Below are 25,442 nucleotides of genomic sequence, written 5' to 3' on the forward strand. Positions count from 1 at the left end.
AGCCGCCGGGGGGTCGAGGGCCAGTTACCAACCTCCCTATCTTGGGGGAGCCGGCCCGATAAGGGAAACCGCATCACCTGTTGTGATGGATCATCGACGTTGGGTACGAACGACCCGAACCGTCTGTGCCCGATCCCTCACGGGCCACGGCCCCCGGCGAGGCTTAGGATCCGTTAATGGCGCAGCGAAAGACGGAGTCGGGCTTCCCGGTCAAGCCGGTCTACGACCAGTCGGATCTCCCCGGTGACCTCGACAAGCGGGTCGGCCAGCCGGGCGAATACCCGTACACCCGGGGCGTCTATCCGACGATGTACACGTCGCGCCCGTGGACCATGCGCCAGTACGCCGGCTTCGGCACCGCCACCGAGTCGAACGCCCGCTATCACCAGCTGCTCGAGCACGGCACGATGGGCCTGTCGGTGGCGTTCGACCTGCCGACGCAGATGGGCTACGACTCCGACGACCCGATCGCGCACGGCGAGGTCGGCAAGGTGGGCGTGGCGATCGACTCGCTGGCCGACATGAAGACGCTCTTCGACGGCATCCCGCTCGACAAGGTGTCGACGTCGATGACGATCAACGCGCCGGGCTCGGTGCTGCTCCTGCTCTACCAACTCGTCGCCGAAGAGGCGGGCATCCCGGCCAGCGCGCTCAACGGGACGATCCAGAACGACATCCTCAAGGAATACATCGCGCGCGGGACCTACATCTTCCCGCCGAAGCCGTCGTTGCGCCTGGTCGCCGACACGTTCGCGTACTGCCGCGCGGAGGTGCCGAAGTGGAACACCATCTCCATCTCCGGCTACCACATGGCGGAGGCCGGCGCGACGCCCGTGCAGGAGATCGCGTTCACGCTGGCCAACGGCGCCGACTACGTACGCGCGGCGATCGCGGCCGGCCTGGCCGTCGACGACTTCGCCCCCCGCCTGTCGTTCTTCTTCGTCGCGCGCACCACGCTCCTGGAAGAGGTGGCCAAGTTCCGGGCGGCCCGGCGGATCTGGGCCAGGCTGATGCGCGACGAGTTCGGCGCGCAGAACCCGAAGTCGATGATGCTGCGCTTCCACACCCAGACCGCCGGCGTGCAGCTGACCGCCCAGCAGCCCGAGGTCAACCTGATCCGGGTGGCGGTGCAGGGTCTGGGCGCGGTGCTCGGCGGGACGCAGTCGCTGCACACCAACTCCTACGACGAGGCGATCGCGCTGCCGACGGAGAAGGCGGCCCGGCTGGCACTGCGCACCCAGCAGGTGCTCGCCTACGAGACCGACCTGACCGCCACCGTCGACCCGTTCGCCGGCTCGTACGTCGTGGAGGCCATGACCGACGAGATCGAGGCGCAGGCCACCGCCCTGATGGAGCGGGTGGCGTCCTACGGGTCGGCGGTCGACGCGATCGAGGCCGGCTTCCAGAAGAACGAGATCGAGACCTCGGCCTACCGCGTCGCGCAGGAGATCGACAACGGCGACCGGGTGGTGGTCGGGCTCAACCGCTTCCGGATCGCCGAGGAGGAGCCCTACGAGCCGCTGCGGGTCGACCCGGCGATCGAGGCGGCCCAGGCGAAGCGGCTCGCGGCGATCCGGGACGCGCGCGACGGTGCCGCGGTCGAGCAGGCCCTGGCGGCCGTCAAGCGCGCGGCGGCCGGCACCGACAACGTGCTCTACCCGATGCGCGAGGCCCTGCGGGCGTACGCCACGGTTGGCGAGGTTTGCAACGCTCTTCGCGAGGTATGGGGTGTCTACCACCCGGTCGAGAGGTTCTGACCGGACGCCTTGTTACGGTGCGTTAAACTCGCACTGGAACTGCACGGTTACTCAGAGCGACCAAGATCTGCCGGACCAGGTGTGCGGCTGCGACGACCCAGAACGTGTCAGCGTAAGTGGTCTCACCCGGCAAGGTGACCATCCGCCGGGTAGATTGATGACCAGATAACCGGATTTCCCGCGCGATCAGCGGTGTGCCCGTGTCCACCGCCACCATCACGCGTTGTAGGAGGTGTGGGACAGTTGGCAGGTTTCAATGCGCCCGCCGACGCGACCCCGCCACTCGACGAACGCTCCTACCAGGGCTTTCGTGACCCTGCGCGATCCGATCACTACCGTAATGATGTTGCGCAGCGTCACCGTCGGAGGTCTAGGCTAGCCGAGTCCCTTTCCGCCCAGAGTGATCGAGATTTTCACGTGACGAGTGCGTTGACGCTGCCGCCCGACAGCAGCCCGCTGGCGTCAGCTTGGCCGGAGACGCCCCCGGGCGCCGACCCCCTTCCAGGTCAGCTCGACCGCTGGCTTGCCGCGCGGGGCGCCGAACTCGTAGCCGTACGTCGTCACATCCATGCCCACCCGGAGCTGTCCCACCAGGAGTTCGAGACCGCTTCCCTGGTCGCCCGGGAGCTGGCCGTCGCCGGCCTGACGCCGCGCCTGCTGCCCAAGGGCAATGGCGTGATCTGCGACGTCGGCGAGGGCGACCGGGTGATCGCGCTGCGGGCCGATCTCGACGCGCTGCCGCTGCCGGACGGCAAGGACGTGCCCTACCGGTCCACCGTCGACGGTGTGGCCCACGCCTGCGGCCACGACGTGCACACCACGATCCTGCTCGGCACCGGCCTGGCGCTGGCCCAGCTGGCCGAGCGCGACGAGCTGCCCGGCCGGGTCCGCCTGCTGTTCCAGCCCGGCGAGGAGTGCATCCCGTCCGGCGCCCCCGAGGTGATCACCGCCGGCGGTCTCAAGGACGTCGCCGCGGTCTACGCGCTGCACTGCGCGCCGCAGCTGCCGGTCGGCCTGGTCGGCGTGCGCTCGGGCCCGTTCACCGCGGCCGCCGACACGATCGAGGTCAACCTGCGCGGCACGGGTGGCCACACCGCCCGCCCGCACCTGACCACCGACCTCGTGCACGCCATGGGCCGCGTGATCGTCGACGTGCCGTCGCTGCTCGACCGCCGCGTCGACGCGCGGGCCGGCGTCTCGATGGTCTGGGGCCGGGCGCACGCGGGCGAGGCCTACAACGCCATCCCGGCCGAGGCAAACCTCAAGGGCACGGTCCGCATCCTCAACCGCGAGGCCTGGCGCGAGGCGCCCGAGCTGATCACCAAGCTGATCCGCGACGTCGTGGCCGCGACCGGCGCCGAAGTGGAGATCACCTACACCCGCGGCGTGCCGCCGGTGATCAACGACCGGATGGCCACCGCGGTGGTCGCCGGCGCGGCCGGCGCCGCCCTCGGCCCCGACCGGGTGGTCGAGGCCGAGATCAGCATGGGTGGCGAAGACTTCGCCTTCTATCTCGAGCAGGTGCCCGGCGCGATGATCCGGCTCGGCACCACGCCGCAGGGCGCGGAGGTCAAGCCCGACATCCACCAGTCCACGTTCGACGTCGACGAGCGGGCGATCGGCTACGGCGTGCGCGTCATGGTGCACACCGCGCTGGCCGCCCTCGCCGCCGGCACCTTCTAAGCGTCCTCCCGCTCCGGCTCGTCGGCCCGCGCCGGCTGGGTCGGTATCGTCGGTCCGGCCAGCGCGACCGCGGGCCGGGGCCGGCGCCGTCGCACCCACCAGAAGGCGAGCAGACCCAGGCCGGCCAGCACGAGCCAGGGGATCAGCGCGCCCAGCACCGTCAGCACGACGCCCAGCGTGGCCACGAACGCGTTCCAGCCGCCGCGCAGGCCGGCCATGAAGCCCGTGTCGTCGTCGTCCGGCGGGAGCGCGGGCGCCTGCGCCTGGGGGCCGAGCAGGGTCGCGGTGATCGTGGACAGCGCCGTGAGGTCGTCGAGCCGCCGCTTCTTGCCCTCGAGCGACGCCAGGTCGGCCTCGCGCCGGCCGAGCTCGTTCTCCAGGGAGACCAGCTCGTTCATCGTCTTGGCCTGGGCCAGCAGGCGGCGGGCGCTCTCCACCCGGGCGCGCTGGGTGGTGATGCGGGCGTCGAGGTCGACGACGTCCTCCGTCACGTCCTCGGTGCTGATCTCGCGCCGGTCGTCGGTGCCCTTGCCGGCGATCTCGTCGACGACCGCGGTGAACCGGTTGGCCGGCACCCGCAGCGTGAGCACCGCCTCGGACCGGCCGCCGTCGTCGGTGCGCTTGTCGCCCCCGACGAAGCCGCCGGCGCCCGTGACCGACGACGTGATCTCGGCCGCCGTGCGCTCGACGTTCTCCACCCGGATCGTGATCGACCCGGTGTAGATGATCTGACGCTGGTCGACCGCAAGCTTTTCGGCGGGTGTTCCGCCCTGGGCCTGCTGCGCAGCCGACCCGCCCTCGGCCGCCTTGGCCTCCGGCGCGCTGGCGTCGCGGCCGGCGCCCGGGGCGACCGCCGCGTTGTCCCGCGTGCCGCCGTCGCTGGCGGCCATGGGTTCCGCGGCGCCGCTGCTGCCCGAATCCTCGGCGCCGCTGCAACCGGCCAGGGCCAGCCCAGCCGCGAGCCCACCGGCCGCGAGCGCGGCCAGCGCCCGCCCCCGTCGTACGCTGCCCATATCAGTCCCCTCCGAATTCGTCCGCGAGTTCGTCGGTCAGACGTGCCGCGTGCGCACGCCGGTTCCGGCAGACTCGCCAGGGGACATCACGATTCGGCAGCCAGGGGGTCACGAGATGCGACTGACCAAGTTCGGCCATTCCTGTGTACGCGTCGAGCAGGACGGCGCCGTGCTGGTCATCGATCCCGGCAGCTTCACCGAGCGGGCCGCGCTCGACGGTGTCGACGCCGTGCTGATCACACATGAGCACCCCGACCACCTCGACGTCGACGCCGTGGCCGACGCGCTGAGCAAGCGTTCCAACGTCACCGTCCACACCAACTCCGACGTGGCCGCCAAGCTCACCGCGCTCGGCGACGTCGTCACCACCGTCGAGACCGGACAGTCCTTTTCGGCCGCCGGGATGCCGGTGCGCGCGTTCGGCGGCGTACACGCCGAGATCCATCCCGACATCCCGCGGATCGCCAACCTCGGCTTCCTGGTCAACGACTCGCTCTATCACCCCGGCGACTCGTTCGACGTGCCCGAGGGAGCCCGCGTCGAGACGCTCTTCGTGCCGGTGTCGGCGCCCTGGTTGAAGATCAGCGAGTCGGTCGACTTCGTGCGGGCGGTCGCGCCGCGCCGGGCGTTCGCGCTGCACGACGGGATCGTCAACGACGCCGGCGGCAAGCTCGTCGACGGCGTCCTCGGGCGCCTGCTCAAGGTCGACTACCAGCGCCTGGCCCCGGGTACGAGCGTCGATGCCTGACCCGGTCGTCGAGCTCTACACCGCACCGCCGGACGGGTTCATCGCGGCCCGCGACGACCTGGTGGCGGAGGCCAAGGCGGCCGGCCAGAAGGACCGCGCCAAGCAGCTGGGCAAGCTGCGCAAGCCCACCGTCGCCGCCTGGGTCGTCAACCTCCTGGCGATCCGCAAGCCGGAGCTGATCGACCAGCTCGTGGAGCTTTCGGCCGCGCTGCGGTCGGCCCAGCGCGAGCTGAAGGGCGACGCCCTGCGCGAGCTGACCAGACAGCGCCGGGACGCGGTCAACGCGCTGGTCAAAGAGGCGGTGTCGCTGGCCACCAAGGCCGACCCGGGCAACCGCGGCAAGCTGCCGGTCGCCGACGTCGAGGCCACCCTGACCGCCGCGGTCTCCGACGCCGAGGTCGCCGAGCAGCTGCGCTCGGGCCGGCTGGTCCGGGCCGCCAGCTACGCCGGGTTCGGCGAGGTGCCCCGTCCGCAGCTCCGGCTCGTTACCGACGAGCCGCCCGAGCCCGCGCCGGCCGAGGAGGACGGCCGCGGCGCGAAGCGGGCCGCCGAGGCGGAGCGCGCGGCCCAGAAGCGGGCGGCGCAGCGGGAGCTGCACGCGGCGCAGACGGAGGAGAAGAGCACCGCCAAGGAGCTCGACAAGGCCACCAAGGCCGAGGCCGACGGCGTGGCGGCGGTCGAACGGGCGGAGGCGGCCCTGCAGGCGGCCGAGCGGGCCCGGGCCGACGCCGACGCCGCGCTCGGCCAGCTCCGGGCGGCCCGCAAGGCGGCCGAACGCGCCGCCACCCAGGCCCGCCGCCGCGTCGGCGAGGTCGAGGCGGTCATCGAGGCTTTGGACGAGGACGAATGACCCCGGAGCAGACCGCGCAGGCGTCGCGGGAGGTGGTGGTGGAGCTCGGTGGCGCGTACGCCGAGTGCCCCCGGACCTTGCGCCGCGCCCGCCAGCTCGGGCTCTCCGGTTGGGCGTTCTACGTGGCCGGTCGGGGTGGCGCGCTCGGTGACGTGCGGCCCGACACGGTCGCGGCGGCGCTCGGCTTCATCGCGCCCGAGGCGGTGGCCGACGGCTGGGACGGCGCCCGCCGGGTGCTGCCGCCGCCCGAGGTCGCGGCCGTGCACCTGGCCGAGTGCTGCCGGTGGGGCGTCGAGCAGCTCGGCGACTTCCCCCGGGTCGAGCGCCTGGTCGAGCTGACGCAGCGGGTGGTGCTGCACGCCGACGCGTCCGCGTTGCCGCTGTTCGCCGCCTGGCGGGCCATGCCGGTGCCCGACGACCGGCCGGGCGCCCAGGCGGCGGTGCTGCTGCACCTGCTGCGGGAGCATCGGGGCGGCGCGCACCTGCTGGCCGTGCGGGCGAGCGGGCTGAGCCCGCTGGAGGCGATCATCTCCGGACCGGAAGGCGAGGCGGGGGCCGTGGCGTGGGGCTGGCAGCCGCCGTACCCCGGTGTCGGTCCGCTGCTCCGCCGCCGGGTCTGGGCCGAGGCGGTGACGGACCGGATCGCGGCGTCGGCGTACGCGGCGCTCACCCTGGAGGAGCGGATCGAGCTGCTCGGCCTGCTCGACAGCGCGCGCAAGGGCATCCGTCCGGCGCGCACCGAGCCGGACCCGGACGGCGCCGCCCGCGCCTAATTCACTCGCGTCGACGCCCGGCGATGTGAGACAACCTCCGGGTGACGTTCCCCGACGGCTGGACCACGCGCCGGCCCACCCTCGACGACCTGCCGGCGATCCTGGAGCTGATGCGGGCGAGCGACATCGCGGCCACCGGCGAGCCGGAGACCGGCGAAGACGACATCCGGGCCGCGCTCACCTCGCCGCACGTCGACCCGGCAAAGGACCTCTGGCTGGCCTACCTGCCCGACGGCCGGCTCGGCGGCTGGGCCTACATCGACAACGAGAACGGCGGCGACAGCGAGTTCGTCGAGGTCTACGTGCACCCCGACGGCGGGGCGCCGGGCCGGGCGCCGCTGCTCGACCTGGTGGTGCGCCGGGTGGCGGAGCGGGCCACCGAGCGCGGCTTCGCCACGGTGACCGCCAAGGCCGGCGCGCTGCCGGCCGAGCGCGACTACGTCGCCGAGATCGAGGCGCGCGGGTTCACGTTCGTCAAGCGCTACGCCCGGATGCGCCGCCAGCTTGATGGCCAGATCCGGCCCCCGGAGCTGCCCGACGGCGTGACGATCCGGCTGGTGCGGCCGGACGACGAGGCGGACATGCGCCTGTTCCACCGGGTCTACGACACGGGCTTCCGCGACGCCTACGACTACCAGCCGCGCGACTACGACGCCTGGCGGACCTCCGTCGACAAGCTGAGCTCGGTGGCCTGGGACGAGTGGTTCGTCGCCGAGGTCGACGGCGTGCCGGCCGGCATCCTGATGTCGTCCGACCAGATGCTCGAGCAGAACGAGGGCTGGATCAAGAACCTCACCGTGCTGCGGGAGTTCCGCCGGCGCGGGGTCGGAGGCGCGCTGCTGCGGCACGCGTTCGCGGTCTACGCCGCCAAGGGCCGCACCCAGGCCGGTCTCGGCGTCGACCTGTCCAGCCCGACCGGGGCGGCCAACGTCTACCTCGCCGCCGGCATGACCCCGATCTACGAGGCCGACATCTTCGAACAGCAGATCGCGGCGGCCTAGACCTCTGGCGTCGCGGTCTTGGTGGGGCGGCCGCGGAGCTCGTTGACGTAGTCGTCGGGGGCGCCGGCCTTCTGGGCGGCGTTGGCGATCTCGGAGAGATACCACGCCGTCGGCAGGCCGCCCTCGTAGCCGTTGAAGACGTAGACCCAGACCGTCTGGTCGCCCTCCAGCGTGACCGCGCGCAGGTGCAGCTTGCGGTAGGTCTCACCGGTCACCCCCTCGACCTCGTCGAGCTGGGCGGCATCCCACGGGTGGACGTCGTAGAGCGCGACGAAGACCCGGTCGCCGGGTGACTCGACGATCGTGGTGACCGCGCCCTCCCACCCGATGACGTCTTCGCCCGCGAAGGTGAGACGCCAGCCTTCGAGCCAGCCGGTGCCCACCATCGGCGAATGCGGACAGTAAGCACGCATTCGGGCGGGATCGAGGTTTGAGCCGTACGCGGCGTAATGACGCACGGCGATGACGATAGCCCGGTTGGCCGGTGGTGGAGAATACGACACGTGACACGAATCGTTATCGTGGGTGGCGGCCCGGCTGGCTACGAGGCAGCGCTGGTCGCCGCGCAGCTCGACGCCGACGTGACCGTCGTCGAGGCGGAGGGCGCCGGCGGCGCCTGCGTGCTGTCGGACTGCGTGCCCTCAAAGACCTTTATTGCCAGCTCAGACGTGGTGACGGCCTACCGTGACACCGAGCGCTTCGGCGTCCACTCCGGTGGGCTCGACGCCGTGACGGTCGATGCCGCGGCGGTCAACGCGCGGGTGAAAAACCTGGCCCAGGCCCAGTCGAGCGACATTCACAACAAGCTCGTCAAGGCGGGCGTCACCTTCGTGGCGGGCACAGCCCGGCTTGGCGCTGACACGTTGGGTCACACCCATCGGGTCGAGGTCACACCGGCGAGTGGTGACGCGCCGTACGCGGTCGATGCCAGCACGGTGTTGATCGCGACCGGGGCCACCCCGCGCGTGCTGCCGACGGCGACGCCCGACGGCGAGCGGATCCTCGACTGGCGCCAGCTCTACGACCTCCCGGAGCTGCCCGAGCACCTGATCGTGATCGGCTCGGGCGTGACCGGCGCCGAGTTCGCCAGCGCCTACCTGGCGATGGGCGTACGCGTGACGCTGGTCTCCAGCCGCGACCGGGTGATGCCGCACGAGGACGCGGACGCCGCGCAGGCCATCGAGCGGGTCTTCCGCTCGCGGGGCATGACGATACTCAACAACTCCCGGGGCAACGCGGTGCGGCGCACCGCCGACGGCGTCGAGGTGGAGCTGAGCGGCGGCGGCACGGTCACCGGCTCGCACGCCCTGATCGCGGTCGGCTCCGTGCCCAACACCGAGGGTCTGGGGCTGGAGGAATACGGCGTGGCGGTGGCCAAGGGCGGCTACGTCACCGTCGACCGGGTCTCCCGCACCAACGTCCCGGGGATCTACGCGGCCGGCGACTGCACCGGCGTCCTGCCGCTGGCCAGCGTGGCGGCGATGCAGGGCCGCATCGCGATGTGGCACGCGCTGGGCGAGGCGGTCCAGCCGCTGCGGCTGCGCACCGTCGCGGCCAACGTCTTCACCGACCCGGAGCTAGCGACCGTCGGGGTCAGCCAGAACGACGTCGACGCGGGGCGGGTGCCGGCCCGCGAGGTGATGCTGACCTTGGGCGGCAACGCCCGGGCGAAGATGGCCGACCTGGGCGACGGCTTCGTCAAGCTGTTCTGCCGGCCCGCCAGCGGTCAGGTGGTGGGCGGCGTGGTGGTGGCGCCCAAGGCGTCGGAGCTGATCCTGCCGATCACGCTGGCGGTCGAGAACAACATGACCGTCGACCAGCTCGCGCACACCATCACGATCTATCCCTCGCTGTCGGGGTCGATCACTGAGGCGGCGCGTCAGCTGATGCTGCACGAACTGGAGTAGCGTCCAGCGGCGCCGGTTGGGGTTGGCTGCGCAGGGCCGCCGGCTTCCACAGGGCCAGCCCCCAGCCGGCGCCCGCGAACACGACCGCGGCGATCACCGCCACCACGATCAGGCGCCACCCCGACGAGGTGAGCGCCGCGCCGCCGAGGTGGCCGACCAGCGTGCCGTAGGTGGCCCAGCCCACCGCGGCCAGCGCCTGGTAGAGCGTGAAGTGCTTGTAGGGGTAGCGGGCGCGGCCGGCCGAGAAGCACGCGGCCATCCGGCCACCGGGCACGAACCGGCAGATCAGGATGACGACCGGCCCGGGCTCGCGCAGCCCGCGGGTCAGCTTGCGGGCGGCCCGCCGGGCCTTGCCGGTGGGGGCCGCCGCCGACTTGGCGACGTCGTCGGTCTGGATGCCGCAGCGCTGCCGCAGCCGGGCGATCAACCCGGTGCGGTGGTGGGTGGACCGGCCCAACAGATAGCAGGCCCAGTCGCCGACGATGACGCCGAGCGCGCCGACCGCGATCGTGGTGGGCAGGCTCAGGTGTCCGTATGCGGTCAGCGCCCCGCCTGTGATCATGATGGCCTGGGTGGGGATCACCGGCACGAAGGCGTCGACGATCAGCAGGCCGAGCAGCAACAGGTAAGCGGACACGGGAGACGTCACCGTGCCGAGCACGTCCGCCATCCGCCCCACCCTCCATCCCCGCCGGGCTCAGGATAGTTTCCGAAAAGCCCAGATGGGGGGCACTTGACCAGCGGCACCATGCCGCTGTCCGGCATTCGACCCTACAGACGTCGGAGTGCTGGCGGCGTACCGTGGAAATGTGCGGTCCGGCACGTCGGGTCCCCCGTTCCTGGTGTGCCGGGCCGCCACCCGCTGGGCCGTCGGCAGGTCCCGTGCCGACGGCCCTTGGTGTTACAGAGCCGCAACGACCGCGGCGTAGCGTGCGCCCATGGCGGACCTGTTCGAGGACTATCGGCTGGGCCCGGGCTGGGACGAGATGTTCGCCGCGGCGGGGATGCCACGGGAAAGCTACGAGACGCTGCACGCCACCCTCCAGCCGCTGTCCAGCGCCGACCTCGGCGTGCGGGCCGACGTGCTGGCGCGCGCCTTCCTGGACCAGGGCATCACGTTCGCGCTCAAGGGCGTCGAACGGCCGTTCCCGCTCGACATCGTGCCTCGGATCATCACAGCGGCCGAGTGGGCGGTGGTCGAAAGCGGTGTAGCGCAACGGATCCGGGCGCTGGAGGCGTTCCTGGCCGACGTCTACGGCGCCGGCGAGGTGCTGGCCGACGGTGTCGTGCCACGGGCCGTCGTGGTGACCAGCGCGCACTTCCACCGCGAGGCGGTGGGCATCAAGCCACACAACGGCGTACGCGTGCACGTCGCCGGCGTCGACCTCATCCGCGACGAGGCCGGGGCGTTCCGGGTGCTCGAGGACAACGTGCGGGTGCCGTCCGGGGTCAGCTATGTGATGGAGAACCGGCGGGCGATGAGCCACGTGCTGCCGGAGGTGTTCGCCTCCACCCGGATCCGGCCGGTCGAGTCCTACCCCAGCCAGCTCCTGGGCGCCCTGCGCGCCGCGGCGCCCGCCGGGGTGCGCGAGCCCACCGTGGTGGTGCTCACACCGGGTGTCCACAACTCGGCGTACTTCGAGCATGCGCTGCTGGCCCGTGAGATGGGCGTCGAGCTGGTCGAAGGGCGCGACCTGATCTGCGCCGGCAACCAGGTGGCGATGCGCACCACGGCCGGCGAACAGCGTGTCGACGTGATCTACCGGCGGATCGACGACGAGTTCCTCGATCCGGTGCAGTTCCGGTCCGACTCGATCCTCGGCGTCGCCGGACTGCTGAACGCCGCCCGGGCCGGCCAGGTGACGATCGCCAACGCGGTGGGCAACGGGGTCGCCGACGACAAGCTGCTCTACACGTACGTCCCCGAGCTGATCCGCTACTACCTCGGCGAGGAGCCTGCGCTGCCCAACGTGGAGACCCACCGGTTGGCCGACCCGGACGTCCTCGCGTACGTCCTGGACCGGTTGGACACGCTGGTGCTCAAGCCGGTCGACGGCTCCGGTGGCGCCGGCATCGTGATCGGCTCGCAGGCCACCGACGCGGAGCTGGCCGAGCTGCGGCTGGCACTCCACCGCGACCCGCGGGGCTGGATCGCCCAGCGCGAGGTCAAGCTCTCGATGGTGCCGACGCTGATCGGCAACCGCCTCCGGCCGCGACACGTCGACCTGCGGCCGTTCGCGGTCAACGACGGCGACCGGATCACGGTGCTGCCCGGCGGGTTGACCCGGGTCGCGCTGCCGGAGGGTGCGCTGGTGGTCAACTCCAGCCAGGGCGGTGGCTCCAAGGACACCTGGGTGCTGGCCGCTCCCCAGGCGCCCGTCGAGCCGCCGCCGGCGCCGATCTCCCACCGCAGCGCCGAGGCGCCACGCCCCGATCCCGGGCCGGGCGTCACCTCGGCCCAGCAGCAGCAACAGCAGCAGACGGGTGGTGTGCCGTGCTGAGCCGGATCGCCGAGTCGCTCTACTGGATCGGCCGCTACGTCGAGCGGGCCGAGGACACCGCTCGCATCCTGGACGTCCACCTGCACCAGATGCTCGCCGACCCGTGGGTGCCCGAGGAAACCGCGTGCCGCTCGCTGCTGTCGGTGATGGGCGCGCCGGTGCCGGACACGGGACCGCTCTCCGCCGCCCGCGTGGTCGCGCTGCTCGGGCTCGCCGCCGACAACCCCAGCTCGGTGGCCGGCGCGCTGGCCGCGGCCCGGGAGAACGCCCGAGGCGCCCGCGAGACCGTCTCGTCCGAGATGTGGGAGTGCCTCAACGCCACCTGGCTCGCCCTGCCGGAAGCGCGCGCCCGGGTGGAGCAGCAAGGCGTGCACGCCTTCTTCGGTTGGGTCCGCGACCGCTGCGCCGTGCTGGCCGGCCTCACCGACGCCACGATGAGCCGCGACGAGGGTTGGCTGTTCCTCGTGCTCGGCCGCAGCGTCGAACGGGTCGACATGTCGGCGCGGTTGCTGTCGACCCACGTCCAGGCCGGGGGCTCGATCCCGTCGTGGCTGACGCTGCTGCGGTCGTGCGGGGCGTGGGAGACGTTCCTGCGCACCTACCGCGGCTCGCTCGACGACCGGCACGCCGCCGAGTTCCTGCTCCTCGACCGGCTCTTCCCGCGGTCGGTGTTCGCGGCGCTGTCGACCGCCGAGTCGTGCCTGACCGAACTGGCGCCCGGCCCGGGCCGGGCCGGCGTCGCGACGGACGCGCAGCGGATCGTCGGCCGGTCCCGGACCAACCTCGAGTTCCGGGGCGTCGACGAGCTGCTGGCCGACCTGGCCGGCGTCCTGGACGGTGTGGAGCGCACGTGTTCGCAGGTCAACCAGGCGGTGTCCACCCGGTACTTCCGGCAGACCTCCGCGGTGAGCTGGGTTACGGGGGCGGTGGCGTGAACAGCTGGCGGCTGGAGATCGAGCACAGGACCGGCTTCCGGTACGACGGCCAGGTCGCCGCTTCCTACAACGAGGCCCGGATGACCCCACGGGACGAGCCGCACCAGGCGGTCCTCGACGCGCGGGTGGAGGTCTGGCCCGAGGCCAGCACCCATCGCTACGTCGACTACTGGGGCACGGTGGTGACCGCGTTCGACGTGCACACGCCGCACGACCGGTTGACCGTCACCGCCACCGCGGTGGTCGAGACGCTGCCGCCCGGCGACCTGCTGGCCACCGCGACCTGGGCCGAGCTGGCCGACCCGGGCACGGTGGACCGTTGGCACGAGCTGCTGCTGCCGAGCCCGCACACCGCGCTCGACGACGAGCTGACCGCACTGGCCGACGAGATCCGGGGTGGGCACGGCACGCCGCACGCCGCCGCTCGGGCCGTGTGCGAGACCGTGCGCGCCGAGGTGGCGTACGTGGCGGGTTCGACCGGTGTGCAGACCGACGCCGTGCAGGCCTGGCGGCAGCGCAGCGGCGTCTGCCAGGACCTCAGCCACCTGACCGTCGGGCTGCTCCGATCGATGGGCGTGCCGGCCCGGTACGTCTCCGGCTATCTGCACCCCACGCCGGACGCGCCGGTCGGCGAGACCGTCGTCGGCCAGAGCCACGCCTGGGTGGAATGGTGGGCCGGTCGGTGGATGGGCTTCGACCCGACCAACGGCGTGCCGATCGGCGAGCGGCACGTGGTGATCGGCCGCGGCCGGGAGTACGGCGATGTGCCGCCCCTCAAAGGCGTCTACGCCGGCCCGCCCAACACCGGCCAGGGCGTCGAGGTGAAGATCACCCGGGTCCGCTAGCGGTCGACGGTGTCGGTGGCGGCCATCACGCGCAGGGCGTTGGCGGCCAGGCCGATCCGCAGCGGCGTGTAGCCCCGCGGCTCCCCGTCGACCTCGACCGGCACCGGGCGGTCGGTCTCGACCAGGATCTCGTCGGTGGCCAGGAACGGATCCTCGCCGTGGGAGCGGCGGTGGCCGGTCGCCGCGTTGCGGGCCGTCTCGCGCAGGAGCCGCGCGCGGTTGGCGTCGCCGACGGGGTACGCGACCAGCAGCCGGTCGTCGGCGTCGGCGTCGGCGGTGATCGGGCGGCCGGCGTGGAACCCGCCATTGGCGACGTAGAGCTGATGGGTCACGTAGTCGTGCGACCGGCCGTCGGTGCGCACGGTCACCCGCATCGCCCGGTGGCGGGTGAGCAGGGCCAGCGCGGTCGCGGGATAGGCGAGGCGGCCGATGACCTTCTTGAGCCGCGGCGGGGCGGTCGCGAAGATCGCGGCGGACAGGCCGATGCCGACGTGGTTGGCGAACGGCATGTCGCCGGCCAGGCCCAGGTCGACGTCGATCACCTTGCCGCCGGTCAGGATGGCGACGGCGGCGTCGAGGTCGAGCGGGATGCCGAGCGTACGGGCGAAGTTGTTGGTCGTGCCCAATGGCAGCAGCCCGAGCGCGACGTCGCGGTGCGCCAGATGCCGGGCGGCAGCGCCGATCGTGCCGTCACCGCCGCCGACGACGAGCAGGTCCGGCCCGAGCTCCGTCGCCGACTCCAGGCTGCTGCGCAACTGTCTCGGGTCCTCGATCGGGAACCGGCCCAACAGCTCGAACCCGGCGGCCTCGACCCGGCGCAGCACCTCGGGATAGAGCCGGCGGCCCCGCCGGGAGTGGGCGTTGACCAGCAGCACGGCCCGGCGGCCCGTGCGGATCGCCGAGGTCAGCTCCGGCTTCGTGCGCATGGGGGGTCCTCGTCGGTCGGGGAGATATTCGGGTGCGTCCCGGGCGGCCGGCTCGCTAGCCTGGCGACATGGTTGGGCCAGCACGCACGACGACGCCGGGATGTCCCGGCGTGCCTCGCTGACCCTACCGTCATCGATCCAGCCCCGGGCGACTCCGCCGGGGCTGTGCTGTTGGTGGGGTCGTCGCGGCCGTCTCAACAGGAGCCACCATGATCGACCATCGCAAGCTCGGGCGTGAGCTCGGCATCTTCCATTCTGATCCACGCTCGGGTGCGGGCCTGCCGCTGTGGTTGCCGGCGGGCGCCGCGGCCCGGCACGCGGTCGAGGAATACCTGCGCGACCTCGAGCAGCGCAACGGCTACCAGCACGTCTACTCGCCACCGTTGGGGCGACGGGAGCTGTTCGAGCTGTCCGGCCATCTCGGCTACTTCGCCGACGACATGTTCCCGCCGATGCGGCTGTCGTCCGACGACGAGCTGATGCTGCGGCCCGCGCTCTGTCCGCACCACTGTCTGGTCTACCTCGCGCGCGGGCGCTCGTACCGGGAGCTGCCGTTGCGGATAGCGGAGATCGGCGGCATGTACCGCAGTGAGCGGTCCGGCGTGCTCGGCGGGTTGTCGCGGGTCCGGGCGATCCATCTCAACGACGCCCACATCTTCTGTGCCCTCTCGTCCGTCGGCGAGGAGGTGGCGTCGGTGCTGTCCCTGGTCGACGCCGCGCATGCGGCCCTCGGCGTGCGGGTGAGCTCGCTGCGGCTCTCGCTGCGGGGGCCTGGCGCGAAATACATCGGGTCGCCCGAGTCGTGGGAGATGGCGGAGTCGCTGCTGCGGTCGGCACTGGGCGACCGGTCCTATGTGGAGGCGCCCGGTGACGCGGCGTTCTACGGGCCTAAGATCGACATCCAGGTGGCGGACGCGGCGGGGCGGGAGTGGACCCTGTCGACCGTACAGCTGGATTTCGACAAGCCGGAGCGCTTCGATTTGTCCTATGTGGATGCGTCTGGTTCGCGGCAACGGCCTGTTCTCGTGCACCGCAGCCTGGTGGGCAGCATGGAGCGGCTGTTCGGTTACCTGATCGAGGCGCACGAGGGTGCGTTCCCGGTCTGGTACGCGCCGGTGCAGGTGCGGGTGCTGCCGGTGTCGGAGGGTGTCGCGGGGGCGGCGTACTCGTTCTCGGCCGCGGCGGCGTCGCGCGGTCTGCGGGTCGACGTCGACGTCGAGGGCGGGTCGCTGGGGGCCCGCATCCGCGACGCGGCGGCGCTGCGGGTGCCCTACGTGGCGGTGATCGGCGAGCGCGAGGCCGCCGGCGGTCAGGTGGCGTTGCGGCTGCGCGGCGGTCGCGAGCTGCCGCCGATGCCGATCGCGGACGCGCTCCGGCTGATCGGCGAAGAAGGAAGGCTCCCTTCCTGACGGGAGCGGTCAGCGCTGGTAGACGTCGGGCACGCCGTCGGCGTCGTCGTCGCGCTCTTCCTCTTCCACGAGCGTGCGGTAGTGGCGGTTGCGGGCGCGCAGCACCACGCTCGCCACTATCGCCGCCACCACCGAGCCGGCGAGGATGCCCAGCTTCGCGGCTTCGTCGCGGGGGCTGCCGGGGCCGAACGCGAGCTCGCCGATCAACAGCGAGACGGTGAAGCCCACGCCCGCGAGCATCGCCACGCCGAGCACGTCCCACCAGGACAGCCCTTCGCTGAGTTGGGCGCGGGTGAAGCGCTGCACCAGCCAGCTCGAGGCCAGGACACCGACGGTCTTGCCCACCACCAGGCCCAGCACGATGCCGATCGTCACCGGGTCGGTGACCGCGTCGCCGCCCGCGATCGTCACTCCCGCCGCGAAGAAGGCGAACAGCGGCACCGCGAAGCCGGCGGACAACGGGCGCCACCGGTGCTCGAAGTGCTCGGCCAGCCCAGGCCCCTCGCCAGGCGCGCGGCGGCGCACCGGGACGGCGAACGCGAGCAGCACGCCGGCCACGGTGGCGTGCACCCCGGACGCGTGCACCAGCGCCCACGTCACCAAGGCCAGGGGCAGCAGCAGCCACCACGACCGCACCCGGCGCTGCACCAGCACCGCGAAGGCGGCGAGCGGCACGAGCGCCAGCAGCAGGGGCACCAGGTGCAGGCTCGACGTGTAGAAAACCGCGATCACCACGATCGCCAGCAGGTCGTCGACCACCGCCAGGGTGAGCAGGAACGTTCGCAGCGAGCTGGGCAGGTGGGTGTTGATCAGGCCGAGCACGGCGAGCGCGAACGCGATGTCGGTCGCGCTCGGAATGGCCCAGCCCCGCGGCGCGCCGTCGGCCGCGGCGAGGTTGACCACCGTATAGATCAGCGCGGGCACTGCCATACCGCCGACCGCGGCGGCGACCGGCAGGGCAGCCCGCCGCGGATCGCGCAGGTCACCGGCGACGAACTCCCGTTTGAGCTCCAGGCCGGCGACGAAGAAGAAGATCGCGAGGAGACCGTCCGCCGTCCATTCGGCAATGGACAGGTTCAGGTGCAGGGCGCTGGGTCCGAAATGCGCGTCGGAGATCCGCTCGTAGGTGCCCGATACCGGGGAGTTCGCCAGAATCACCGCGATCAACGCGGCGGCGACCAGCAGCAACCCACCGGCCGTCTCCGTGCGCAGGATGTCGGCGATGCGGGTGGACTCGACGAGGCTGCCCCGACCGAAAAGTCGGTTTGCTGGCTTTTGGTCGGTCACAGGCGTCTCCCGGCACGGTCGGCAACGGCATCGCCGACCAGCCTTCCCGGCACACCTCCCTCGACCCTACTTGGTCAACTCGTGGTTGGCTGTGGCCCGTGCTGCATCTACGGATCATCGTGCCGGCCGCGCTCCGGCCGGACGTCGAGCGCCTGTTGCACGGCACGGCGGCCGTGACCCATGTCGTCGTGCTCCCCGGCGCGGCCACCCAGCCGGTCGGCGACCTCGTGCTGGCCGACGTCGTGCGGGAGGGTGCGAGTGACGTCATCGAGGCGCTGCGCGCCCTCGGGGTCGAGGCGATCGTCGCGGAGAACGTCGACGTGCCGCTGTCCCGGTACGCCGACCGGGCGGCCCGCCGCACGCCGGGCCTCGGCGTCGACGCGGTGGTGTGGGAGGAGATCGAGCACCGCACGGGCGAGGAGACGGAGCTGTCCGGCGCGTACCTGGCCTTCATGATCGTCGCCACCGCGATCGCCGGCATCGGTGTGCTGCTCGACCAGCCGATCCTGATCGTCGGCGCGATGGTGGTGGGTCCGGAGTTCGGTCCCCTGGCCGCGTTGTGCGTCGGCCTGGTCCAGGGCCGGTGGGCCCTGGTGCGGCGCTCGCTGATCGCCCTGGTCGTCGGGTTCGCGGTGGCGATGCTGGTCACGGTCGGCACCACCTGGCTGCTCGACGCGGCCGGCCTCGTCAGCAAGGAGATGCTGGTAGCCCCACGGCCGCTGACCGACTTCATCTGGCGGCCCGACGCGCTGTCCTGGGTCGTCGGCTTCCTCGCCGGCGTCGCCGGAATGCTGTCGCTGACCTCCGCCAAGTCGGCGACGCTGGTGGGCGTGCTGATCTCCGTAACCACGGTCCCAGCGGCGGCGAACGCCGCGGTGGCCCTGGCCTACGGCGTACGCGGGGAGGCGGTGGGTTCGGCGGCTCAGCTCGCGATCAACCTTGCCGCGATCGCGCTGGCAGGGGTGCTCACCCTGCTGGTCCAGCGGTTGTGGTGGCGGCGCACACGCCGGGCCCGGCCGGCGCCCACACCGATCGCCGGCAAGCGCGCCGACGCGTCCACGCCCTGAGGTCCGCGGCGCGGCTGCGGCCTCGCGGCACGGGTGGTCGTCCGGTCGTCGGGCGCTCGAAACTACCTATGAACCGATGCCATCGCGAAAACCCTTGGCGCCCGGTGATACGTCCGTCGACTGGAATACCGCAGGTATTCGGTGGCGGTTGGAATAGCGAACCTTTTCGACATGCCAACCACCCGGCGCCGCATGCTTCTTTGATTGTCTGCGTTTCGCAGCGGTCGTTTTGAGTCGACGGCCTGGGCCGACGCGGAATCGCCACTCGTGTCGCGAATGACTCGTCGCAGACCTGATCTCCGGCCTATGACCGCGCGGCGGTGGCATCCCGCAGGCGATCGCGGCTCTGGTTTACCATACGATTCGGTTTCGACAGGCACCGGAGTGGCCGCCGCCGTCTTCGCCGTTTACTGCTCAGCAAGCCCGGCTGCGTCCGGCTCACGAAACGCGACCGAGTCGGCGCGAGTTCCCTAGGGGCGGAGCTGATCGCCTCGGGCTGACCAGGCCCGGCTGTGGCGGGCTTGGCAGAGGTGATCGGAGTCGAGGCCGCCAGCCCAGTGGACGCGGCGCTGATCGCCTCGGGCTCACCAGGCCCGGCTGCGGCGCGCTTGGCAGAGGTGATCGGAGTCGAGGCCAGCCCAGCGGGCGCGGCGCTGATCGCCTGGGGCTCACCAGGCCCGGCTGCGGCGGGCTTGGCAGAGGTAATGGGAGTCGAGGTCAGCCCAGCGGACGCGGCGCTGATCGCCTCGGGCTGACCAGGCCCGGCTGCGGCGGGCTTGGCAGAGGTGATCGGAGTCGAGGCCAGCCCAGTGGACGCGGCGCTGATCGCCTCGGGCTGACCAGGCCCGGCTGCGGCGGGCTTGGCAGAGGTGATCGGAGTCGAGGCCAGCCCAGCGGACGCGGCGCTGATCGCCTCGGGCTGACCAGGCCCGGCTGCGGCGGGCTTGGCAGAGGTGATCGGAGTCGAGGCCAGCCCAGCGGACGCGGCGCTGATCGCCTCGGGCTGACCAGGCCCGGCTGCGGCGGGCTTGGCAGAGGTGATCGGAGTCGAGGCCAGCCCAGCGGACGCGGCGCTGATCGCCTCGGGCTGACCAGGCCCGGCTGCGGCGGGCTTGGCAGAGGTGATCGGAGTCGAGGCCAGCCCAGCGGACGCGGCGCTGATCGCCTCGGGCTGACCAGGCCCGGCTGCGGCGGGCTTGGCAGAGGTGATCGGAGTCGAGGCCAGCCCAGCGGACGCGGCGCTGATCGCCTCGGGCTGACCAGGCCCGGCTGCGGCGGGCTTGGCAGAGGTGATCGGAGTCGAGGCCAGCCCAGCGGACGCGGCGCTGATCGCCTCGGGCTGACCAGGCCCGGCTGCGGCGGGCTTGGCAGAGGTGATCGGAGTCGAGGCCAGCCCAGCGGACGCGGCGCTGATCGCCTCGGGCTCACCAGGCCCGGCCGCGCCCATCTCGGATAGGGATCGGCCGGCCGATGGTGCGCCCGTGGCACCCCCAGCCGCCAGGCCCGGAACGCCGCCGGGTCGGGGCGCAACCCGCTCGGCCGGCACCGCTGGGACGGGCTCGATGTCGACCGGCCCGGCGCGGACGGACTCGACCGGCCGGGCCGCTGTCAGTCGCTGATCCCACGCCGCCAGCACCTCCGCGTCACCGGGAACATGGCCATACGCGCGGCGCAACTTCCGGGCATGCCGCTGTGCCAGCCCCCATTCCCGATGTCGCGCATGCTCATGACGAAAATCATCACCCGCGACCGAATAATCGCGGCGTCGATTTTTATCTCGCGCGGCGGCCAACCGAGCCGCCGGAAAGAGTTGGAGCTGCCGCATATAGAAATTGTCTCGAAAGCCAGCTCACACCGCCACCATTCGATCTTCCAGAATAGTTCCGTCAGTGAAAATTTGGCTGTGCCAAATGGGAAACCGCACGCCCTACCAGGGCGATCCCACTCCCGCTCTCGTTCCGCTGGCCAAGCCGTCGCTGACCACGTAGATAGAAGCGGGGCATGCGTCTTACCCAGCCTTCAGATGAACGCTCCGGGTTGCCGGCCGACTCCGCTCTGCCTCCATCGACACATCACCCTCGTAAGCCGCCGGCGATGCGACACCGGCTCATTTGCGGTGCGTGGCCCTCCGCGGTGCGTGGCCCTCCGCGGTGCGTGGCCCTCCGCGGTGCGTGGCCCTCCGCGGTGCGTGGCCCTCCGCGGTGCGTGGCCCTCCGCGGTGCGTGGCCCTCCGCGGTGCGTGGCCCTCCGCGGTGCGTGGCCCTCCGCGGTGCGTGGCCCTCCGCGATGCGTGCATCGAAGCAGAGCAAAGGAGCGTAGCGTTACGCCGTGCGCCGCTGGCGATGCGACGCCGACCCAGGCGCGATACGTCGATGGAAGCAGAGCAAAGGAAAACTGGAGCGTCACGCCGCGACGGCGACGGCTGCGGCGAGGCCGATCCAGAAGATCTGCAGGGCGGTCCGGCGACCGATCGGTTCGACGGGGCGGCCGCCGAGCGAGAGCTTGCGTCGGGCCGCGGAGACGTTGGCCGGGAACATCGCGACCATGAGCAGTGCCAACCCGATCGCCGCGAAGCGGGCGGTGGCCGGGATGAGCAGGCCGACGGCGCCGATCAGCTCCAGCACGCCGGTGACCGTGACCAGCAGAGCCGGCCGCGGCAGCCCAGGCGGCACCATCGCGATCATGCCCGCCCGCATCTTGGGCGCGAAGTGGGCGAGGCCGGTGACCACGAACATGACCGCGAGCCCGACCCGGAGCGCGGGCAGCCAACCGTCGAGGGCGTCGATGCCGGCGAGGCCGGCCACGCGGGCGAGGACGAAACCGACAACGAGGAAGACGAGGGGTGCCATGACGGATCTCCAATCTTGTCATTGTCAAGTTAGCACCTCAACTTGTCAGTGGCAAGTTACAGTGGCGGCATGAGAGACACCCGGCCCTATCACCACGGCGACCTGCGCCGGACCCTGCTCGCGGCGGCCGCCGAGGCGATCACCGAGAGCGGCCCCGCCGCGTTGAGCCTGCGCGACCTCGCCCGCCGGGCCGGCGTCTCACATGCCGCGCCGGCCCACCACTTCGGCGACAAGGCCGGCCTGCTCACCGCGCTGGCCGCCGAGGGCTTCGACCTGCTGGCCGACGAGCTCGACCGCACCCGGGCCGCCGGCGGCGGGGTGCTCGAGGCCGGCGTGGGCTACGTCCGGTTCGCGGTCGCCCATCCCGCGCACTTCGACGTGATGTTCCAGCCGAAACTGTTCAACCGCACCGACCCGGAGCTACTGGCGGCCGAGGATCGTGCCTCGGGCGCGCTGGCAGCTGCCGTCGCCACAGTGGGCGCGAAGGAGCTACGCGGCTCCGACGCGCGCATCGCCGGCCTGTCCGCCTGGTCGATCGTGCACGGATTCGCGACGCTGTGGTTGAGCGGAGCGCTCCGGACGGACCTGGGCAATGATCCGGAGGAGGCGGCCCGCGCCGTGATCCGGCCGCTGTTCGCGCGGGGCTGAGCTACCAGCTGGTGGGGGAGGGCATGCCTTCCGCGTACCCGGCCGCCGACTGGACCCCGACCACGGCCCGCTCGTGGAAGTCCGGGATCGAGGCCGCCCCCGCATAGGTGAACGCGCTGCGTACCCCTGCGACGATCTCGTCGATCAGGTCCTCGACGCCGGGGCGGGCGGGGTCGAGGTACATCCGCGCCGACGAGATGCCCTCCTCGAACACCGCCTTGCGGGCCCGGTCGAACGGGCTGTCGTCGGCGGTGCGGGCGCTGACCGCGCGGGCCGACGCCATCCCGAAGCTCTCCTTGTAGCGCCGCCCGTCGGGGTCGGTGTAGAGGTCGCCGGGCGACTCGTAGGTTCCGGCGAACCAGGACCCGATCATCACGTTGGACGCCCCCGCGGCCAGGGCCAGCGCCACGTCGCGCGGATGGCGTACGCCGCCGTCGGCCCAGACGTGCCGACCCAGCGCCCGGGCCGCCAGAGCGCAGTCGAGCACGGCCGAGAACTGTGGCCGGCCGACCCCGGTCATCATCCGGGTCGTGCACATCGCGCCCGGTCCGACGCCGACCTTGATGATGTCGGCGCCCGCGTCCACCAGGTCACGCACCCCGGACGAAGTCACCACGTTGCCGGCGACGAGTGGCACGCTCGGGTCGAGCGCCCGCACCGACCGCAGCGCGGTCAGCATCTTCTCCTGGTGGCCGTGCGCGGTGTCGACGACCAGCGTGTCGACCCCGGCCTCGAGCAGCGCCGCCGCCTTGCCGACGACGTCGCCGTTGATGCCCACCGCGGCCGCGATCCGCAGCCGGCCCTTGGCGTCGAGCGCCGGCCGGTAGAGCGTCGCGCGCAGCGCCCCCGCCCGGGTCAGCACGCCGACCAGCCGGCCCTCGACGTCGATCACCGGTGCGATCCGGCGCCGGCCGGCCGACAGCGCGTCGAAGCCGCGTCGCGGGTCGGCCTCGGCCGGCACGGTCAGTAGCTCGGTCGACATCACGTGCCGGACCTGAGCGAACCGGTCGACGCCGACCAGGTCCGCCTCGGTGACCACGCCGACCGGGCGCTGACCCGCGTCGACCACGACCACCGCGCCGTGGGCCCGCTTGGGCAGCAGGTGGATGGCGTCACCAACCGTGTCGGTCGGGCCGAGCGTGATCGCGGTGTCGTGCACCAGGTGGCGCTGCTTGACCCAGCCCACCACGTCGGCGACCACGTCGATCGGGATGTCCTGCGGGATCACGGCCATCGCGCCCCGGCGGGACACCGTCTCGGCCATCCGGCGGCCGGCGACGGCGGTCATGTTGGCCACCACGAGCGGGATGGTGGTGCCGCTGCCGTCGTCGGTCGACAGGTCGACATCGAGCCGCGACACCAGCTCCGACCGGTTCGGCGTCATGAAGACGTCGCTGTACGTCAGATCGTGGCCGGGCGCGTTGCCGTCGAGAAATCTCACCCGGCCATCATTCCCGCGGCGCCGCCCAACCGCTAAGCGATCGTGCAGATCGGGGCGCCGGCGGTGACCGTGGCGCCGACCGCGGCCGCGAGCCCGGAGACGGTGCCGGCCTTGTGCGCGGTGATCGGCTGCTCCATCTTCATCGCCTCGAGCACCACGATCAGGTCTCCCTCGGCGACTTCGTCACCGTCAGCGACGGCGACCTTGACGATCGTGCCCTGCATCGGCGAGCTGAGCGTGTCGCCGCCGGACGCGCTCGGGCCGCTGCGCCCGGCCGACCGGCGCGCGGGGCGGGCCAGGGTGGCGGCGGCCGCCGTACCCTGGCCGAAGCCGGCGGGCAGGCGCACCTCGAGCCGCTTGCCGCCCACCTCGACCACGACGGTCTCGCGCTCCGCCTCCGCCGACGCGGCGGCCGCCGCGGCGTCGAACGGCGCCACCGTGTTGTCCCACTCCGTCTCGATCCACCGGGTGTGCACCCGGAACGGCTCCTCGGTGAACGCCGGGTCGCGCACCACCAGCCGGTGGAACGGCAGCGCGGTGGCCATGCCTTCGACCACCATCTCGTCGAGCGCGCGCCGGGACCGCTCCAGCGCCTCGGTGCGGGTCTCGCCAATGACGATGATCTTGGCAAGCAGCGAGTCGAAGTTGCCGCCGATGACGTCACCCTCGGTGATGCCGGCGTCCACGCGTACGCCCGGGCCGCTCGGCATCCGCAACGTCGTCACCGTGCCGGGCGCGGGGAGGAAGTTGCGGCCCGGGTCCTCGCCGTTGATCCGGAACTCGAAGGCGTGGCCGCGCGGCGTCGGATCCTCGGTGTGCCGCAGCGGCTCGCCGGCCGCGATCCGGAACTGCTCGCGCACCAGGTCGATGCCGGAGGTCTCCTCGGAGACGGGGTGCTCGACCTGCAGCCGGGTGTTGACCTCGAGGAACGAGATGGTGCCGTCGCCGCCGACGAGGTATTCCACGGTGCCGGCGCCCTCGTACGCCGCCTCCCGGCAGATCGCCTTGGCACTCTCGTGGATCTGCTTGCGCTGCTCGTCGGTGAGGAACGGCGCGGGGGCCTCCTCGACGAGCTTCTGGTGGCGGCGCTGCAGCGAGCAGTCGCGGGTGCCGACGACGACCACGTTGCCGTGCCGGTCGGCCAGGACCTGGGCCTCGACGTGCCGCGGCTGGTCGAGGTAGCGCTCCACGAAGCACTCGCCCCGGCCGAACGCCGCGACCGCCTCACGGGTCGCGCTCTCGTAGAGCGCTGGGATCTCCTCGATCGTGCGGGCCACCTTGAGGCCGCGCCCGCCGCCGCCGAACGCCGCCTTGATCGCGACCGGGAGGCCGTGCTGCTCGGCGAACGCGACCACCTCGTCGGGGCCCTTGACCGGGTCCGGGGTGCCGGGGACGAGCGGGGCGCCGGCGCGCTGGGCGATGTGCCGGGCAGTGACCTTGTCACCGAGATCCCGAATCGCCTGTGGCGACGGGCCGATCCAGGTCAGGCCCGCCTCGATCACCGCGGCCGCGAATTCGGCGTTCTCCGAGAGAAAGCCATAACCCGGGTGTACGGCGTCGGCGCCGGCCCGCTGGGCCACGTCGATCAGCTTGTCGATGCGCAGGTACGTGTCGGCGGCGGTCGCGCCGTCCAGTGCGTACGCCTCGTCGGCGAGCACGGCGTGTGGCGCGTCGCGATCGGAGTCGGCGTAGACGGCCACGCTGCCCAGACCGGCGTCGCGACAGGCGCGGATGACCCGCACCGCGATCTCACCACGGTTGGCGATCAGAACCTTGCGCATATTCGGGAGTGTATCGGCGGG

General features: G+C 72.1%; 22 protein-coding genes. 13 read left to right on the top strand and 9 right to left on the bottom strand.

Annotation, left to right across the window (positions count from 1 at the left end; translation table 11 throughout):
- The first annotated feature begins 176 nt into the window (after positions 1-176).
- Complete coding sequence (locus tag O7635_RS13185) at positions 177-1,757, top strand: methylmalonyl-CoA mutase family protein (RefSeq protein ID WP_278080696.1); 1,581 nt, start codon at positions 177-179, stop codon at positions 1,755-1,757.
- Between the two features lie 417 nt (positions 1,758-2,174).
- A complete protein-coding gene (locus O7635_RS13190) occupies positions 2,175-3,440 on the top strand; it encodes an amidohydrolase (RefSeq protein ID WP_278080697.1) in 1,266 nt (421 codons plus the stop codon).
- Here O7635_RS13190 and O7635_RS13195 read toward each other — a convergent pair.
- Positions 3,437-4,453 (bottom strand): DUF4349 domain-containing protein, encoded by a 1,017-nt coding sequence (locus tag O7635_RS13195; RefSeq protein ID WP_278080698.1) that lies wholly within the window; start codon positions 4,451-4,453, stop codon positions 3,437-3,439. The genes O7635_RS13190 and O7635_RS13195 overlap by 4 nt on opposite strands.
- 115 nt (positions 4,454-4,568) lie before the next feature.
- Between O7635_RS13195 and O7635_RS13200 the strand changes: the two genes are divergently transcribed.
- The 4 genes from O7635_RS13200 to O7635_RS13215 are packed head-to-tail and all read left to right on the top strand — an operon-like array spanning position 4,569 to position 7,825.
- A complete protein-coding gene (locus O7635_RS13200; RefSeq protein ID WP_278080699.1) occupies positions 4,569-5,201 on the top strand; it encodes an MBL fold metallo-hydrolase in 633 nt (210 codons plus the stop codon).
- Entirely contained in the window at positions 5,194-6,051 is an 858-nt protein-coding gene (locus tag O7635_RS13205; protein ID WP_278080700.1) for a hypothetical protein, read from the top strand. The genes O7635_RS13200 and O7635_RS13205 overlap by 8 nt, the downstream gene beginning before the upstream one ends.
- On the top strand, positions 6,048-6,824 hold the full coding sequence (locus tag O7635_RS13210) for a hypothetical protein (RefSeq protein ID WP_278080701.1): 777 nt from the start codon (positions 6,048-6,050) through the stop codon (positions 6,822-6,824). The genes O7635_RS13205 and O7635_RS13210 overlap by 4 nt, the downstream gene beginning before the upstream one ends.
- A gap of 41 nt (positions 6,825-6,865) precedes the next feature.
- Positions 6,866-7,825, top strand: a complete 960-nt coding sequence (locus O7635_RS13215) for a GNAT family N-acetyltransferase (protein ID WP_278080702.1) — start codon at positions 6,866-6,868, stop codon at positions 7,823-7,825.
- Here O7635_RS13215 and O7635_RS13220 read toward each other — a convergent pair.
- Positions 7,822-8,283 (bottom strand): gamma-glutamylcyclotransferase family protein, encoded by a 462-nt coding sequence (locus O7635_RS13220; protein WP_278080703.1) that lies wholly within the window; start codon positions 8,281-8,283, stop codon positions 7,822-7,824. The genes O7635_RS13215 and O7635_RS13220 overlap by 4 nt on opposite strands.
- Positions 8,284-8,328: 45 nt before the next feature.
- Between O7635_RS13220 and O7635_RS13225 the strand changes: the two genes are divergently transcribed.
- Positions 8,329-9,732: an NAD(P)H-quinone dehydrogenase gene (locus tag O7635_RS13225; protein ID WP_278080704.1), complete on the top strand. Its 1,404-nt coding sequence runs from the start codon at positions 8,329-8,331 to the stop codon at positions 9,730-9,732.
- On the opposite strand, the gene O7635_RS13230 is transcribed toward O7635_RS13225, so the two are convergent.
- Positions 9,689-10,402, bottom strand: coding sequence for a DedA family protein (locus tag O7635_RS13230; RefSeq protein ID WP_278080705.1), 714 nt, complete (start codon positions 10,400-10,402; stop codon positions 9,689-9,691). The two genes, O7635_RS13225 and O7635_RS13230, sit on opposite strands and share 44 nt — an antisense overlap.
- Before the next feature lie 268 nt (positions 10,403-10,670).
- Between O7635_RS13230 and O7635_RS13235 the strand changes: the two genes are divergently transcribed.
- The 3 genes from O7635_RS13235 to O7635_RS13245 are packed head-to-tail and all read left to right on the top strand — an operon-like array spanning position 10,671 to position 14,013.
- Positions 10,671-12,233, top strand: a complete 1,563-nt coding sequence (locus O7635_RS13235) for a circularly permuted type 2 ATP-grasp protein (protein WP_278080706.1) — start codon at positions 10,671-10,673, stop codon at positions 12,231-12,233.
- Entirely contained in the window at positions 12,227-13,168 is a 942-nt protein-coding gene (locus tag O7635_RS13240; protein ID WP_278080707.1) for an alpha-E domain-containing protein, read from the top strand. The genes O7635_RS13235 and O7635_RS13240 overlap by 7 nt, the downstream gene beginning before the upstream one ends.
- The gene (locus O7635_RS13245) at positions 13,165-14,013 is read left to right on the top strand and encodes a transglutaminase family protein (protein ID WP_278080708.1); all 849 of its coding nucleotides are present in this window, start codon (positions 13,165-13,167) and stop codon (positions 14,011-14,013) included. Before O7635_RS13240 ends, O7635_RS13245 begins: the two co-directional genes overlap by 4 nt.
- On the opposite strand, the gene O7635_RS13250 is transcribed toward O7635_RS13245, so the two are convergent.
- Positions 14,010-14,939, bottom strand: coding sequence for a YegS/Rv2252/BmrU family lipid kinase (locus tag O7635_RS13250; protein ID WP_278080709.1), 930 nt, complete (start codon positions 14,937-14,939; stop codon positions 14,010-14,012). The genes O7635_RS13245 and O7635_RS13250 overlap by 4 nt on opposite strands.
- Positions 14,940-15,148: 209 nt before the next feature.
- Here O7635_RS13250 and thrS point away from each other — a divergent pair, with 209 nt between their 5' ends.
- Positions 15,149-16,348 carry a threonine--tRNA ligase gene (thrS, locus tag O7635_RS13255; RefSeq protein WP_278080710.1) on the top strand — a complete coding sequence of 400 codons (1,200 nt, stop codon included), beginning with the start codon at positions 15,149-15,151 and terminating at the stop codon, positions 16,346-16,348.
- 9 nt (positions 16,349-16,357) lie between these two features.
- On the opposite strand, the gene nhaA is transcribed toward thrS, so the two are convergent.
- The gene (nhaA, locus tag O7635_RS13260; protein ID WP_278080711.1) at positions 16,358-17,635 is read right to left on the bottom strand and encodes a Na+/H+ antiporter NhaA; all 1,278 of its coding nucleotides are present in this window, start codon (positions 17,633-17,635) and stop codon (positions 16,358-16,360) included.
- Between the two features lie 98 nt (positions 17,636-17,733).
- Between nhaA and O7635_RS13265 the strand changes: the two genes are divergently transcribed.
- Positions 17,734-18,702, top strand: coding sequence for a DUF389 domain-containing protein (locus O7635_RS13265; RefSeq protein WP_278080712.1), 969 nt, complete (start codon positions 17,734-17,736; stop codon positions 18,700-18,702).
- Between the two features lie 304 nt (positions 18,703-19,006).
- On the opposite strand, the gene O7635_RS13270 is transcribed toward O7635_RS13265, so the two are convergent.
- Together O7635_RS13270 and O7635_RS13275 are read right to left on the bottom strand one after the other, a co-directional pair.
- Entirely contained in the window at positions 19,007-20,527 is a 1,521-nt protein-coding gene (locus O7635_RS13270; RefSeq protein WP_278080713.1) for a hypothetical protein, read from the bottom strand.
- Positions 20,528-21,104: 577 nt separating this feature from the next.
- Positions 21,105-21,551 (bottom strand): DoxX family membrane protein, encoded by a 447-nt coding sequence (locus tag O7635_RS13275; RefSeq protein ID WP_278080714.1) that lies wholly within the window; start codon positions 21,549-21,551, stop codon positions 21,105-21,107.
- A gap of 69 nt (positions 21,552-21,620) precedes the next feature.
- Between O7635_RS13275 and O7635_RS13280 the strand changes: the two genes are divergently transcribed.
- Entirely contained in the window at positions 21,621-22,199 is a 579-nt protein-coding gene (locus tag O7635_RS13280; protein WP_278080715.1) for a TetR/AcrR family transcriptional regulator, read from the top strand.
- Between the two features lies 1 nt (position 22,200).
- Here O7635_RS13280 and O7635_RS13285 read toward each other — a convergent pair whose 3' ends face one another.
- Both O7635_RS13285 and O7635_RS13290 read right to left on the bottom strand, forming a co-directional pair.
- On the bottom strand, positions 22,201-23,640 hold the full coding sequence (locus O7635_RS13285) for a GuaB1 family IMP dehydrogenase-related protein (protein WP_278080716.1): 1,440 nt from the start codon (positions 23,638-23,640) through the stop codon (positions 22,201-22,203).
- Positions 23,641-23,672: 32 nt separating this feature from the next.
- On the bottom strand, positions 23,673-25,421 hold the full coding sequence (locus tag O7635_RS13290) for a biotin carboxylase N-terminal domain-containing protein (RefSeq protein ID WP_278080717.1): 1,749 nt from the start codon (positions 25,419-25,421) through the stop codon (positions 23,673-23,675).
- Between the last annotated feature and the right edge of the window lie 21 nt (positions 25,422-25,442).

It is taken from the genome of Asanoa sp. WMMD1127 (assembly GCF_029626225.1).
Taxonomy (GTDB): Bacteria; Actinomycetota; Actinomycetes; order Mycobacteriales; family Micromonosporaceae; genus Asanoa.

What these genes read in the sequence shown, in the direction of transcription:
- O7635_RS13185 (WP_278080696.1), top strand. Translation starts at nt 177, where the DNA reads ATGGCGCAGCGAAAGACGGAGTCGGGCTTCCCGGTCAAGCCGGTCTAC.
- O7635_RS13195 (WP_278080698.1), bottom strand. Translation starts at nt 4,453, where the DNA reads ATGGGCAGCGTACGACGGGGGCGGGCGCTGGCCGCGCTCGCGGCCGGT.
- O7635_RS13200 (WP_278080699.1), top strand. Translation starts at nt 4,569, where the DNA reads ATGCGACTGACCAAGTTCGGCCATTCCTGTGTACGCGTCGAGCAGGAC.
- O7635_RS13205 (WP_278080700.1), top strand. Translation starts at nt 5,194, where the DNA reads ATGCCTGACCCGGTCGTCGAGCTCTACACCGCACCGCCGGACGGGTTC.
- O7635_RS13210 (WP_278080701.1), top strand. Translation starts at nt 6,048, where the DNA reads ATGACCCCGGAGCAGACCGCGCAGGCGTCGCGGGAGGTGGTGGTGGAG.
- O7635_RS13230 (WP_278080705.1), bottom strand. Translation starts at nt 10,402, where the DNA reads ATGGCGGACGTGCTCGGCACGGTGACGTCTCCCGTGTCCGCTTACCTG.
- O7635_RS13235 (WP_278080706.1), top strand. Translation starts at nt 10,671, where the DNA reads ATGGCGGACCTGTTCGAGGACTATCGGCTGGGCCCGGGCTGGGACGAG.
- O7635_RS13250 (WP_278080709.1), bottom strand. Translation starts at nt 14,939, where the DNA reads ATGCGCACGAAGCCGGAGCTGACCTCGGCGATCCGCACGGGCCGCCGG.
- thrS (WP_278080710.1), top strand. Translation starts at nt 15,149, where the DNA reads ATGATCGACCATCGCAAGCTCGGGCGTGAGCTCGGCATCTTCCATTCT.
- O7635_RS13270 (WP_278080713.1), bottom strand. Translation starts at nt 20,527, where the DNA reads ATGCGGCAGCTCCAACTCTTTCCGGCGGCTCGGTTGGCCGCCGCGCGA.
- O7635_RS13275 (WP_278080714.1), bottom strand. Translation starts at nt 21,551, where the DNA reads ATGGCACCCCTCGTCTTCCTCGTTGTCGGTTTCGTCCTCGCCCGCGTG.
- O7635_RS13280 (WP_278080715.1), top strand. Translation starts at nt 21,621, where the DNA reads ATGAGAGACACCCGGCCCTATCACCACGGCGACCTGCGCCGGACCCTG.
- O7635_RS13290 (WP_278080717.1), bottom strand. Translation starts at nt 25,421, where the DNA reads ATGCGCAAGGTTCTGATCGCCAACCGTGGTGAGATCGCGGTGCGGGTC.